Raw genomic sequence first — 13,016 nt, 5'->3', positions numbered from 1 at the left:
CTGCCTCTACTCTCGCTCAAGTTGACGTTAACGTAAAGGGTGATTGACAGCCATTCGTCACAGGCTTACGTTAACGTAAAGGTGAGAACCCAATCACGGCCTCCCCACCCTACAAAAAAGCCAAAAGGTGACCCATGAGCTATCCATCCCTGAACTTTGCCCTCGGTGAAACCATCGACATGCTGCGCGATCAGGTTCAGTCCTTCGTCGCCAAGGAGATCGCCCCGCGCGCCGCTCAGATCGACATCGACAACCTGTTCCCCGCCGACCTGTGGCGCAAGTTCGGCGACATGGGCCTGCTGGGCATTACCGTGCCGGAAGAGTACGGCGGCGCCGGCCTGGGTTACCTGGCCCACGTGGTGGCCATGGAAGAAATCAGCCGTGGCTCGGCTTCGGTGGCGTTGTCCTACGGCGCGCACTCCAACCTGTGCGTCAACCAGATCAACCGTAACGGCAACCACGAGCAGAAATCCAAATACCTGCCGAAGCTGATCAGCGGCGAGCACATCGGCGCTTTGGCCATGAGCGAACCGAATGCCGGTTCCGACGTGGTGTCGATGAAACTGCGTGCCGATAAACGCGGCGACAAGTACGTGCTCAACGGCAGCAAGACCTGGATCACCAACGGTCCGGACGCCAACACCTATGTGATCTACGCCAAGACCGACCTGGAAAAAGGCCCTCACGGCATCACCGCCTTCATCGTCGAGCGCGACTGGAAAGGCTTCAGCCGCAGCAACAAGTTCGACAAGCTCGGCATGCGCGGTTCGAACACCTGCGAGCTGTTTTTCGATGACGTCGAGGTGCCGGAAGAAAATATCCTCGGCGTGCTCAATGGCGGCGTGAAAGTGCTGATGAGCGGCCTCGACTACGAGCGTGTCGTGCTCTCCGGCGGCCCGACCGGGATCATGCAGGCGTGCATGGACCTGATCGTGCCGTACATCCACGACCGCAAGCAGTTCGGCCAAAGCATCGGCGAATTCCAGCTGATCCAGGGTAAGGTCGCCGACATGTACACCCAACTCAACGCCAGCCGCGCCTACCTGTATGCCGTGGCCCAGGCTTGCGAGCGCGGCGAGACCACACGCAAGGACGCCGCCGGCGTGATCCTCTATAGCGCCGAACGCGCTACGCAAATGGCCCTCGACGCGATCCAGATTCTCGGTGGCAACGGCTACATCAATGAATTCCCGGCCGGCCGTCTGTTGCGTGACGCCAAGCTGTACGAAATCGGCGCGGGCACCAGTGAGATCCGTCGCATGCTGATCGGTCGCGAACTGTTCAACGAAACCCGCTAAACGGAGCTGCACATGGCTACCCTGCATACCCAGCTCAACCCCCGTTCAGCGGAGTTCGCCGCCAACAGCGCAGCGATGCTCAAGCAGGTCGACGCGTTGCACACCCTGCTCGCCCAAGTGGCGCAAGGTGGCGGCCCGAAGGCTCAGGAACGCCATACCTCGCGGGGCAAATTGCTGCCTCGCGAGCGCATCAACCGCTTGCTGGATCCGGGTTCGCCGTTTCTGGAAATCAGCCAACTGGCAGCGTACGAGGTGTATGGCGAAGACGTCCCCGCTGCTGGCGTAATTGCCGGGATCGGCCGTGTGGAAGGCGTCGAGTGCATGATTGTCGCCAACGACGCCACGGTCAAAGGTGGTTCGTATTACCCGCTGACGGTGAAAAAGCACCTTCGCGCCCAGACCATCGCCCAGCAGAACCGTCTGCCGTGCATCTATCTGGTGGACTCCGGCGGCGCCAACCTGCCGCGTCAGGATGAAGTGTTCCCGGACCGCGAGCACTTCGGACGAATTTTCTTCAACCAGGCCAACATGAGCGCCCTGGGCATCCCGCAGATTGCCGTGGTCATGGGCTCCTGCACCGCTGGCGGCGCCTATGTACCGGCCATGGCCGACGAAGCGATCATGGTCCGCGAACAAGCGACCATCTTCCTCGCCGGCCCGCCGCTGGTGAAAGCCGCGACGGGTGAAGTGGTCAGTGCCGAGGACCTCGGCGGGGCCGATGTGCACTGCAAGATTTCCGGTGTGGCCGACCATTATGCCGAGAGCGATGAACACGCCCTGGCACTGGCACGCCGCAGCATCGCCAACCTCAACTGGCGCAAGCAAGGCGAGGTTCAGCAACGCACGCCGATCGCCCCGCTCTACAGCAGTGACGAGTTGTACGGCGTGGTCCCGGCCGACGCCAAGCAACCGTTTGACGTGCGCGAAGTGATTGCGCGGCTGGTGGACGGATCGGTGTTCGACGAGTTCAAGGCGCTGTTCGGGACGACGCTGGTCTGCGGTTTTGCTTACCTGCACGGTTACCCGATCGCGATCCTCGCCAACAACGGCATCCTCTTCGCTGAAGCGGCGCAGAAAGGCGCGCACTTCATCGAACTGGCGTGCCAGCGCGGCATTCCGCTGCTGTTCCTGCAGAACATCACCGGTTTCATGGTCGGGCAGAAGTACGAAGCTGGCGGCATCGCCAAGCACGGCGCGAAACTGGTGACCGCCGTGGCCTGCGCCAAGGTGCCGAAGTTCACCGTGATCATCGGCGGCAGTTTCGGTGCTGGTAACTACGGCATGTGCGGTCGCGCCTACGATCCGCGCTTCTTGTGGATGTGGCCGAATGCGCGAATCGGCGTGATGGGCGCCGAACAGGCGGCCGGCGTGCTGGTGCAGGTCAAGCGCGAACAGGCCGAACGCAGCGGCCATGGTTTCAGCGCCGAACAGGAAGCCGAGATCAAGCAACCGATCCTCGACCAGTACGAAGAACAGGGTCACCCCTACTATTCCAGCGCGCGTCTGTGGGACGACGGTGTCATCGACCCGGCCCAGACCCGCGACGTACTGGCCCTGGCCTTGTCCGCGTCGTTGAACGCGCCAATCGAACCGAGCCGCTTCGGCGTGTTCCGGATGTGATTTTTTGTAGGAGCGAGCTCGCTCGCGATGGTCGTCAACGATAACGCTGAAAGCCTGACACCCAGCGGCGTCCTCAAGACCATCGCGAGCAGGCTCGCTCCTACAGAACAGAGTTGTGGAGACGGACAATATGAGCGACTTCAACACCCTCGAACTGCTGACCGACCCCCGTGGATTTGCCACGCTGTGGCTCAGCCGTGAAGAAAAGAACAACGCCTTCAATGCCGAAATGATCCGCGAACTGATACTCGCCCTCGACAAAGTCGCCAGCGATGCCAGCCTGCGGTTTCTGATCGTGCGCGGTCGTGGTAAACATTTCAGCGCCGGCGCCGACCTGGCCTGGATGCAGCAATCGGCCGAGCTCGATTACGCCACCAACCTCGATGACGCCCGGGAACTGGCGGAATTGATGTACAACCTGGCCAAACTGAAGATTCCGACCCTGGCCGTCGTGCAAGGCGCAGCCTTTGGCGGCGCGTTGGGCTTGATCAGTTGCTGCGACATGGCCATCGGTGCCGATGACGCGCAATTCTGCCTGTCGGAAGTGCGCATCGGCCTGGCACCCGCGGTAATCAGCCCGTTCGTGGTGCAAGCCATTGGCGAGCGCGCTACACGTCGCTACGCCTTGACCGCTGAGCGCTTCGGCGGGCAACGGGCACGGGAAATCGGATTGTTGTCGGAGAGCTATGCAGGTGCCGAGCTGGAACAGAAAGTCGGTCAATGGATCGACAATCTGCTGCTCAACAGTCCGGCCGCGATGCGCGCCAGCAAGGACCTGTTGCGCGAAGTCGGCGACGGTTCACTGACCCCGGCATTGCGCCGCTACACCGAAAACGCCATCGCCCGCATCCGCGTCAGCCCCGAAGGCCAGGAAGGCCTGCGCGCCTTCCTGCAAAAACGTCCGCCGAGCTGGCAAGCCGAAACCACCAAGGAGCCCCGTTGATGAGCGCACCTGTCCTCACCACCCTGCTGGTGGCCAACCGTGGCGAAATCGCTTGCCGGGTAATGCGTACCGCCAAGGCCCTGGGCCTGACCACCGTGGCCGTGCACAGCGCCACCGACCGTGACGCCCGGCACAGCCGCGAAGCTGACATTCGGGTTGACCTCGGCGGCAGCAAGGCCGTCGACAGCTATCTGCAGATCGACAAACTGATCGCTGCCGCCAAGGCCAGCGGCGCCCAGGCGATTCACCCCGGCTATGGCTTTCTGTCGGAGAACGCCGGGTTCGCCCGCGCCATCGAAGCGGCCGGCCTGATTTTCCTTGGCCCGCCCGCCTCGGCCATCGATGCCATGGGCAGCAAGTCCGCCGCCAAAGCCCTGATGGAAACCGCTGGCGTGCCACTGGTGCCCGGTTATCACGGCGAAGCCCAGGACCTGGAAACCTTCCGCGCCGCCTGCGAACGCATCGGCTATCCGGTGTTGCTCAAGGCCACGGCCGGGGGTGGCGGCAAAGGCATGAAAGTGGTCGAGGACGTCAGCCAATTGGCCGAAGCCCTGGCCTCGGCCCAGCGTGAGGCGCAATCGTCGTTCGGCGATTCGCGGATGCTGGTGGAAAAATACCTGCTCAAGCCACGTCACGTGGAAATCCAGGTCTTCGCCGACCAGCACGGCAACTGCCTGTACCTCAACGAACGCGACTGCTCGATTCAACGTCGTCATCAGAAAGTCGTCGAAGAAGCACCGGCGCCGGGCCTGAGTCCGGAGCTGCGGCGCGCCATGGGTGAGGCCGCCGTACGCTCGGCGCAGGCCATCGGCTACGTCGGTGCCGGCACCGTGGAGTTTTTGCTGGATGCGCGCGGCGAGTTCTTCTTCATGGAGATGAACACCCGCCTGCAGGTCGAACACCCGGTCACCGAAGCCATCACGGGCCTCGACTTGGTGGCTTGGCAGATTCGCGTGGCACGCGGCGAAGCGTTGCCGATGACTCAAGACCAGGTGCCGCTGGTGGGGCACGCGATCGAAGTGCGGCTGTATGCCGAAGACCCGGGCAATGATTTCCTGCCGGCGACCGGTCGCCTGGAGCTGTATCGCGAATCCGCCCAAGGGCCGGGGCGTCGAGTGGACAGCGGCGTTGAAGAAGGCGATGAAATTTCGCCTTTCTACGACCCGATGCTCGGCAAGTTGATTGCCTGGGGTGAAGACCGTGAACAGGCGCGCTTGCGCCTGCTGAGCATGCTCGACGAATTCGCCATCGGCGGGCTGAAGACCAACATCAATTTCCTGCGGCGCATCATTGGCCACCCGGCATTTGCCGCTGCCGAACTGGATACCGGCTTCATTCCCCGTTATCAGGAACAGTTGCTGCCGACCCCAGCGGAACTCAGCGATGATTTCTGGCAAGCCGCCGCCCAGGCGTTCGCCCAGAGCCAGCCCCATGCAACCCGCGCCGATGACCTGAGTTCGCCGTGGGCTGCACCTAACGGGCTGCGTGCCGGCTTGCCGAGAGAAATCACTCTTCACCTGAGTTGTGAAGGTCAGGACCGTGCGCTGACGCTGGGCGACATCAATGCCCACAGCGCTCGGCTCAAGGGCGAGCAACTGCTGACCGAGCACGAAGGCGTGCGCCGTCAGCACCGCGCAATACGCCGTGGCGACTATGTGTATTTGCAGTGGGATGGTGAGTTGCGCCGCATCGAGTCTTACGACCCGATCAGCGCCGTCGAGGCCAGCCACAGCCATCAGGGCGGGCTGACCGCCCCCATGAACGGCAGCATCGTCCGGGTACTGGTAGAGGCCGGGCAATCGGTCGAGGCCGGGGCGCAATTGGTGGTACTGGAAGCGATGAAGATGGAACACAGCATCCGCGCGCCCCACGCCGGGGTGATCAAGGCGCTGTATTGCCAGGAAGGCGAAATGGTCAGCGAAGGCAGTGCGCTGGTCGAACTGGAAGAAGCGTGAAATGAAGATCGGTCCTACGCATCGCGAGGACCGATCTGATCAGAACCTGGCTGTTGCCTGAACCACTACACCGATGATTCGACACTCTTCGGTGTACAAGGCTTTCGGATACGTCGGATTGAGCGGGACCAGATAACGCTGCCCGCCCTCTTCGATGAGCTTGCGGAACGTGGCTTCGTTGCTGCCCGGCCACTGGGCAATGACCAGTTTGCCAGGCTCGACGTCCACCGCAGGGTCCACCAGGATCAGCATGCCTTCCGGGATGCTGATGCCATTGGGTGCGGTCATCGCATCGCCTGCCACTCTCAACCAGAATGCCGGCCCCCGGGCGTGGTAATCGGACAGTTCAAAGTGCCCTTTTCCGTACACCGGAACCTCGCCGTCACGCACTTCGGCAGGTTCGCGCCAGTCACTGACCGGGTAGCGAAAGTACGGGTTGTACTTCTGTGTCAGGGGGATTTCGTCGTCCGTTGACGCCTGCGGCTCCCGGATCACCAGCGCCACTTCGAGAAACTCAAGGCCCAGCGCCCGCAGCACACGGTTCATGTCTTCGATGCCGGGTTCACGACGTTTGTTGAGCCAGTGGCCAATGCCGCCCTGGGACATCCCGAGGCGCTCGGCGAGTATCTCTTGAGTGATTTTGAGTTCACTCATCTTGGCCTTGACCAATTCAATCCATTTATCCATGTGCGGCACGATACGTGGGCGACTCCAGCCATCAAAACACAAAATGTAGTATTTAAATTGTCGTCACAAATACAGTTCGTATTAGGATCGGTTCACGGATCTGAATCTAACACGGAGCTTGCCATCGCCATGAACCAACCCACCAATGACCTGCCGGACATGCACATCGACACCACCTTTACCTCGCCCTTGGACTCGGCGGCGGCACAACGCGCGCTGGACTATTACTTGAAACCAGCTGTTTCGGAAGGAGTGGCCGAGCCGCGTCTTTTTGATGTAAACCGCAATATCAACGGCGAAGAGGCGCTGGTCCATGCCCTGGACCTGTTGCGCTGTGCTGCCGCCACCGCGTACGAGTCCGCCAATCACCTGCAAGGCGCAAGCCGCGACCTGGCATTTTCGACGGTGCACATGATCGACATGGCCAAGGCGATGGTCGATCGATCGCTAGAGAAGTATGAAAACGGTTGAGGTGAGAAGACAAATCGAGAGGGCAGGAAAGAATTTTCCTGTCGCGCAGGTAAAAACGTTTGACTTGCAAACGAGAATGATTATTATTGCATTAACTGATCGCGAGATCAGTCGATGGACCAGGTGACCTTAGGTCGGTCTCCTGGACTATCTCCTCATCAGGCTAATCACGGTTTTTGACCCGGCTTTTTGCCGGGTCTTTTTTTTGCCAGTTTTTCTGGCTTTGGCTTCAGGCTAATGAAGTCTTTGGGTGCCGCAAATTCGATGGCGCGGATGATATCAAAAGAATTCCAGTTGGCAAGAGAAGCCCGGCATCATTGGTTCAAACCAGCGACAGATAGCACTTGAGAATCAATCGCATAGCCTCTAAGCTGCGGCGGCGTCAAGGAGGACGCCCCCACCCTCGCACCCCGCAATTCCCCTCGGTTTCACCCCACTCTTGCGTGTAAAGTAGCCACCATAAAAATCATATTCAGGACCCGATTATGGCCGTGGCTAAATCTTCTTTCGACATCAGTGCCAACTTCGACAGCGGCAATATCCAGGTAATCGATGTCAGCGACCCGCTCAAGCCCCTGCTGGCGATCCGCCCCGATACCAAAAGCAACCATTTCCAATGGTTCCACTTCAAGGCCAGCGGCCTGCATGTCGGCCAGGAGCACTGGTTTCGCCTGAACAATGCCAGCCAATCCTCCTACAACAAGGCCTGGGCCGGCTATCAGGCGGTGGCGTCCTACGATCACGTCAACTGGTTCCGCGTACCGACCATTTTCGAAGGCGACTGCCTGCGCTTCAGCCTCGAAGCCGAGCAGACCCATGCCTGGTTCGCCTACTTCGAACCCTACAGCCGTGGCCGCCACGACTGGCTGATCGAGCAGGCGCTGACCAAGGCCGGCACCGAACTGCTGGTCACCGGCAAGAGTGTCGAAGGTCGCGACATCCAGCTATTGCGCAAAGGCACCGGCGCCGAAGGCCAGCGCAAAGTGTGGATCATCGCCCAGCAACATCCAGGCGAGCACATGGCCGAGTGGTTCATGGAAGGCGTGATCGAACGCCTGGAAAGAAACGACGACCCAGTGCTGAACAAACTGCTGGCCGGCGCCGATCTGTACCTGGTGCCGAACATGAACCCGGACGGCGCCTTCCACGGACACCTGCGCACCAACGCCATGGGCCAGGACCTGAACCGCGCCTGGCAGAACGCCAGCCAGGAAATCAGCCCGGAAGTCCTGTTCGTTCAGCAGCAGATGGAAAAATACGGCGTCGATATGTTCCTCGACGTCCATGGTGACGAGGAAATCCCTCATGTGTTCACAGCTGCTTGCGAAGGCAATCCGGGTTACACACCGCGGATCGAAAAACTCGAAGAACACTTCCGCAACCACCTGAAACACACCACAAAGGATTTCCAGACCAAACACGGCTACACCCGCGATGAACCGGGCCTGGCCAACATGACGCTGGCCTGCAACAGCGTGGGCCAGAAGTACGACTGCCTTTCGCTGACCCTGGAAATGCCGTTCAAGGATCACGATGATCATCCGAACCCGTTGACGGGCTGGTCGGGCAAGCGCTCGAAGCAGCTGGGCAAGGATGTGCTCACCACCATTGCGGATATGGTCGATACCCTGCGCTGATCTCCCTTCAAGATCAAAAGATCGCCGCCTGCCGCAGGCTGCGATCTTTTTCTCCATTGCAACTAGCCGCGATCCTTGCCCCGCAACATGCTGTCCAGCACATCATCCCGCCGCACCCAGCCGTGAAACAACGCGGCCGCCAAATGCAGCAACACGGTCAGAAACAGCAGATACGCCAAATACCCATGAGCCTTGCGCAAAAACGCAAACAGCTGCGCGTCCGCCGGCACGATCGATGGCAACTGCAACGAACTGCTGAGCATCACCGGTTCGCCCGACGCCGAAATCATCGTCCAGCCCAGCAGCGGCAAGACCAGCATCAAGGCATACAGCAATACATGCGAGGCCTTGGCCGCCATCGCTTGCCAACCCGGCAAATCCGCCGGCAGCGGTGGTTGCGTGGTGGAGAACCGCACCACCAGCCGCACGATCACCAGCAGCAAAATCGCGACACCCAAAGGTTTGTGCAGATTGATCAGCCATTCATGCCGTTCGGACACCGAGGCGACCATGCCGGCACCGATAAACAGCATGGCGATGATCATCAGTGCCATCAGCCAGTGCAGCAGTCGTGCCAATGGAGCGAAGTGGTTGGGTTGGGTGCTCATTGCTGGGCCTCCTGTTTGGCGGCGGGCAACTGGCTGACTTCGCTGGTGCGACGCAGGTAGGAATTGGCGTAACCGGCTGAACGAGCGGCGAGCAACGGGTCGTCGGACCCTTCGATGCCGGCGGGTAAAACCAGCGGGTCGTAATTGATGTCACGGCATTCGCCATTGAGTTGCGGCTGGGGTTTTTCCAGCACCAGCGTGCCTGCGTTCAACACTTTGCGCCCTTCAGGCCAGGCTTTGCTGGCGTCGTTCACTGGATCGCCGGGATTGGCCAGGATGATATTCAACTGCCAACGCAACGGTCCTGCGGCTATACGCTGAACCAGGTCTTTCTCCAGAAAGTCGCTGCCCTCGGGCGCCGTGGCACCCGACGCATCCTGCGCTACCGGCACCATGCTCCAGCGCACAGCCTGGCGTTGTCCGGCAGCGTTCACCAGATAAAACGCGTTGACGCTGTTATAGGTCTCGGTGACGTAACTGGCTGACGGTTTGGCAGTCTTGATCCAGGCCAGAAATGGCGCAGCTTCCGGATGCGCACCGAAAAACGCCGGAACCGCGGTCGGGTTCGGCTTGCCCGTAGCCGGGTCCGGCGACTGCGCCCGCTGCAATTGATAGAACGCCTCGGGCGTGCCCACCGGGAACACCGGCATGCTGTTCATCCCCGTGCGCCACTGCTGGCCGTTCGCCTGGGTGAAGCGCAAGGCCATGCTGCGGATCGGCACGGCACTGTCCGGAGCATAAGGATTGCCGGCCGGCAAGGCGAAACGTCCGACCACCGGCGTCCGAGCTTCGTTGAACACCTGGGCGGTGGAATAGCTGCGCGCCTCACCGCTGCTCTCGAAATGCCCGATCACGCACACGCCTTTGGAATGGTTGCGACGGAAACCCGGATGCACGCCGTTGTTGGTTTCCAGCACGTTGATCAGTTTCTTCGGGGTCAGGCGCTGTGGGTCAAAGGTGCCGTTGACGTAGGCAAACGCCCCAGCCACGGCGGCAACGACCACGGCAATGCCAGCCAGACGCAACGTCAGGCTGGCCGCACTCAAGGGTGGCCGGGTTGGCGGTGATGATCGATCTACCATGAAAGACTCCAGGGCCATCGGCCACAAGTGAGAAGAATCAAGCAGACGAACCGCATGCAGGTTTATTCCCACGCGCGGTGTTTATTTTTTCTGACGTGGAATAACCTCCGGTACCGGACGTCTTCCTAGTCCCAAGCGTAGTGACTAGTCAGAACTTCATGAACGATATCGACGAACAACTGAGGGAAATCATTCCAGGATTGCGACGGTTCGCCGTGTCGTTGACGCGCAGCACCAGCAGCGCTGACGACCTGGTGCAGGCGAGCCTGGAGCGGGCACTCTCGAGTTGGGCTGGCAAACGCGCCGAGGGCGACTTGCGCGCCTGGCTGTTCTCGATTCTCTATCGGCAGTTTCTCGATGCTCACCGTCGCTCCCGGCGCTACGCGCGCATGCTCGAATTCTTCACCGGGCGTGACGATGCCCAGCCCTCGGTGGAGCGCACCGTGATTGCCCAATCGACCCTCAACGCCTTCGACCGGCTGCCCACCGAGCAGCGCGCGCTGCTGCTCTGGGTGTCGGTGGAAGGTTTGAGTTACAAAGAGGTCGCCGAGATTCTCGACGTACCCACCGGCACCGTGATGTCCCGCCTGTCCCGGGCTCGCCAGGCCCTGCGCCAACTCAGCGATGGCGAAATCAACCGCCCTTCCCTGCGGAGACTCAAATGATCAGCATGCCCCCCAGCGAGCGTGACCTGCACGCCTACGTCGACCACCAACTGAGCGACGCCGACCGACGCCAGGTGGAGACTTTTCTGGCCGGTAACCCGCAGATGGCCGCGCAAGTATGCGCCTGGCAGCAGGATGCCCAGACACTGCGCGCAGCTCTGAGTGGCGCCTTGCAACAACCCTCGAACCCGGACCTGGATCCGGCGGTTATACGCCAGCGCCTTAAACGCCAATCCCGTAGACACCTGGCCAGTGCCGCGGTGTTGTTCATCGCCGTCAGCGTCGGCGGTGTCAGCGGCTGGCAAGCGCGGGAGATGACACTGGCGAGTCCCCAGCTTCCAATGACCGATGCGCTGCAGGCTTATCGCCTGATTGCCCAGCAAGGCCTCCTGCCGGCGGATTTCAAAGTCGGCGACGACGGTGACATGCAAGGCTGGCTCGACCGCTACTTCACACAGGCCAACCGCCTGCCCGACCTTTCGGATGCCGGTTTCAAACCGGTCAGCGGGCGCCTGCTGAGCACCGAGCAAGGCCCGGCGGCGATGGTGGTCTACGAGAACCAGAGCGGGCAGAAAATCAGTTTCTACGTGCGCCCGCCAGGGCCGAAAAACTTCCTGCTGCCCAGGGGCAGTCGCAGTGATGGCGAGTTGCAGGCCGAGTACTGGTCGGGAAGTGGCTACAACTATGCGATGGTCAGCCCGGCGGATACACCGGCGGCGCGGATGCTCAAACAGACCACTCAATTCTGATCGCCATCCAGCTGCTTTTTTTTGTGGGAGTTTGCGGTGTTCCTTTAGAGCCCAGTGACGGTGGCCCGGAATATTCCGACACTGCTGGAAGCAGATTCCCTGCTCTGGTTACACTATGGCGCCGCAGCACAAAGAGCCTGCCCGTACACCAGAGGTGATATCCCAGTGGCCGTTCGACCGCCCAGCCGTTCGCGAATCAAATCGCGCTGGCAAACGTTGCGCCGCCTTCTCGGCAAGGCACCGGCGCCCGGTAGCGCCGCGACAGGCCAGGTCATCCACGACTACTTTCGCCATCAGGCCCATGCACAGGGCTATACCCTCAGTCACAGCCAACAGCGGGTGATCGACTGCATGGCCCGGCATGCCTGCATGCTGATGGGCACTGCGGCGAAACCCCTTCCCGGCCTTTACCTGCATGGTGCCGTGGGGCGCGGCAAAAGCTGGCTGCTCGACGGGTTTTTCCGGGCCATTCCCCTCGCGCAAAAACAACGCCTGCACTTCCATCAGTTTTTCGCCCAACTGCACCAGGGCATGTTCGAGCACCGCGATCAGGCCGACGCCCTGGCGATCACCCTCGATGAACTGCTCAGCGATTGCCAGGTGCTGTGTTTCGATGAGTTCCATGTGCACGACATCGGCGATGCGATGCTCATCACCCGGTTGTTCAAGGCACTGTTCCAGCGCGGCATCCTGTTGCTGGTCACCTCCAATTATCCGCCCGAAGGCCTGTTGCCCAATCCGCTGTACCACGCCCGCTTCAAACCGGTGATCGACTTGATCAATGCGCGCATGCAGGTGATGGAGGTCGGCGGGCCCCACGACTACCGCAGCCAGGCCCGAACCCATGCGCATCAGTTGTTCACTCAAGGTCACTACGTCTGGCCGGCGAGCGTGGCGCAACGACAATCGCTGAACCTGCCCAGGCACAATGCCCCGCCTGTTTCGTTGCCGGTAGGTACCCGGCATTTGCGAGCACGTTTCTGCGAAGGGCGCGGCGTCGGTTTTACCTTCACCGATTTGTGCGATCAGCCCACGGCGGTGATGGATTATCTGGAGCTGTGCCGCCAGTTCGACCGCTGGATCATCGATGAACTGCCACTGCTGGGCGATTGCACGATTGCCGCCCAGCAGCGTTTTATCAATCTCATCGACGTGCTGTACGATCAGGACAAGCACCTGACGTTGCTCGGTCAGCACTCATTGCGCGAAAGCCTGGGTGGCGATGCCATTGATCTGGCGCGCACACGCAGCCGACTGGGACAACTGGTCGAAGTCAGCGAACCGGTCTGATCGATAGCTTT

12 protein-coding genes are annotated in these 13,016 nt (G+C 60.9%); 9 read left to right on the top strand and 3 right to left on the bottom strand.

Translation table 11 applies throughout. The annotated features are described in order from the left end of the window. The first annotated feature begins 134 nt into the window (after nucleotides 1-134). The 4 genes from KGB29_RS19770 (at nucleotide 135) to KGB29_RS19755 (ending at nucleotide 5,816) form a co-directional block, all read left to right on the top strand. A complete protein-coding gene (locus KGB29_RS19770; RefSeq protein WP_007946948.1) occupies nucleotides 135-1,298 on the top strand; it encodes an isovaleryl-CoA dehydrogenase in 1,164 nt (387 codons plus the stop codon). A 12-nt stretch (nucleotides 1,299-1,310) separates the two neighbouring features. Next, entirely contained in the window at nucleotides 1,311-2,918 is a 1,608-nt protein-coding gene (locus tag KGB29_RS19765; RefSeq protein WP_150812594.1) for a carboxyl transferase domain-containing protein, read from the top strand. Between the two features lie 130 nt (nucleotides 2,919-3,048). Further along, nucleotides 3,049-3,861 carry a gamma-carboxygeranoyl-CoA hydratase gene (locus tag KGB29_RS19760; protein ID WP_150812593.1) on the top strand — a complete coding sequence of 271 codons (813 nt, stop codon included), beginning with the start codon at nucleotides 3,049-3,051 and terminating at the stop codon, nucleotides 3,859-3,861. Continuing rightward, complete coding sequence (locus tag KGB29_RS19755; RefSeq protein ID WP_150812592.1) at nucleotides 3,861-5,816, top strand: acetyl/propionyl/methylcrotonyl-CoA carboxylase subunit alpha; 1,956 nt, start codon at nucleotides 3,861-3,863, stop codon at nucleotides 5,814-5,816. The genes KGB29_RS19760 and KGB29_RS19755 overlap by 1 nt, the downstream gene beginning before the upstream one ends. A gap of 39 nt (nucleotides 5,817-5,855) precedes the next feature. Here KGB29_RS19755 and KGB29_RS19750 read toward each other — a convergent pair whose 3' ends face one another. After that, nucleotides 5,856-6,503 carry a LexA family protein gene (locus tag KGB29_RS19750; protein WP_150812591.1) on the bottom strand — a complete coding sequence of 216 codons (648 nt, stop codon included), beginning with the start codon at nucleotides 6,501-6,503 and terminating at the stop codon, nucleotides 5,856-5,858. A gap of 129 nt (nucleotides 6,504-6,632) precedes the next feature. On the opposite strand from KGB29_RS19750, the gene KGB29_RS19745 reads away from it, so the two are divergent. Continuing rightward, on the top strand, nucleotides 6,633-6,974 hold the full coding sequence (locus KGB29_RS19745) for a DUF6124 family protein (protein WP_150812590.1): 342 nt from the start codon (nucleotides 6,633-6,635) through the stop codon (nucleotides 6,972-6,974). Nucleotides 6,975-7,459: 485 nt separating this feature from the next. Next, nucleotides 7,460-8,611 carry a M14-type cytosolic carboxypeptidase gene (locus KGB29_RS19740; protein ID WP_150812589.1) on the top strand — a complete coding sequence of 384 codons (1,152 nt, stop codon included), beginning with the start codon at nucleotides 7,460-7,462 and terminating at the stop codon, nucleotides 8,609-8,611. Between the two features lie 62 nt (nucleotides 8,612-8,673). On the opposite strand, the gene KGB29_RS19735 is transcribed toward KGB29_RS19740, so the two are convergent. Both KGB29_RS19735 and KGB29_RS19730 read right to left on the bottom strand, forming a co-directional pair. Continuing rightward, nucleotides 8,674-9,219: a cytochrome b gene (locus tag KGB29_RS19735; RefSeq protein ID WP_102671603.1), complete on the bottom strand. Its 546-nt coding sequence runs from the start codon at nucleotides 9,217-9,219 to the stop codon at nucleotides 8,674-8,676. Beyond that, entirely contained in the window at nucleotides 9,216-10,301 is a 1,086-nt protein-coding gene (locus KGB29_RS19730; protein ID WP_223616476.1) for a catalase family peroxidase, read from the bottom strand. Before KGB29_RS19730 ends, KGB29_RS19735 begins: the two co-directional genes overlap by 4 nt. A 158-nt stretch (nucleotides 10,302-10,459) precedes the next feature. Here KGB29_RS19730 and KGB29_RS19725 point away from each other — a divergent pair, with 158 nt between their 5' ends. The 3 genes from KGB29_RS19725 to zapE all read left to right on the top strand — a co-directional run bounded on the left by KGB29_RS19725 (nucleotide 10,460) and on the right by zapE (nucleotide 13,005). Next, complete coding sequence (locus KGB29_RS19725; protein ID WP_150812587.1) at nucleotides 10,460-10,966, top strand: sigma-70 family RNA polymerase sigma factor; 507 nt, start codon at nucleotides 10,460-10,462, stop codon at nucleotides 10,964-10,966. After that, nucleotides 10,963-11,715 (top strand): anti-sigma factor family protein, encoded by a 753-nt coding sequence (locus tag KGB29_RS19720; protein ID WP_102671605.1) that lies wholly within the window; start codon nucleotides 10,963-10,965, stop codon nucleotides 11,713-11,715. The genes KGB29_RS19725 and KGB29_RS19720 overlap by 4 nt, the downstream gene beginning before the upstream one ends. Before the next feature lie 165 nt (nucleotides 11,716-11,880). Further along, the gene (gene zapE / locus KGB29_RS19715) at nucleotides 11,881-13,005 is read left to right on the top strand and encodes a cell division protein ZapE (RefSeq protein ID WP_150812586.1); all 1,125 of its coding nucleotides are present in this window, start codon (nucleotides 11,881-11,883) and stop codon (nucleotides 13,003-13,005) included. Nucleotides 13,006-13,016: the final 11 nt, after the last annotated feature.

This window comes from Pseudomonas sp. BF-B-30, from assembly GCF_019956305.1.
In the GTDB taxonomy this organism is placed as follows: Bacteria; Pseudomonadota; Gammaproteobacteria; order Pseudomonadales; family Pseudomonadaceae; genus Aquipseudomonas; species Aquipseudomonas jessenii.
Note: the sequence above shows the minus strand (reverse complement) of the source record. Positions and strands in the feature narration are given on the sequence as shown.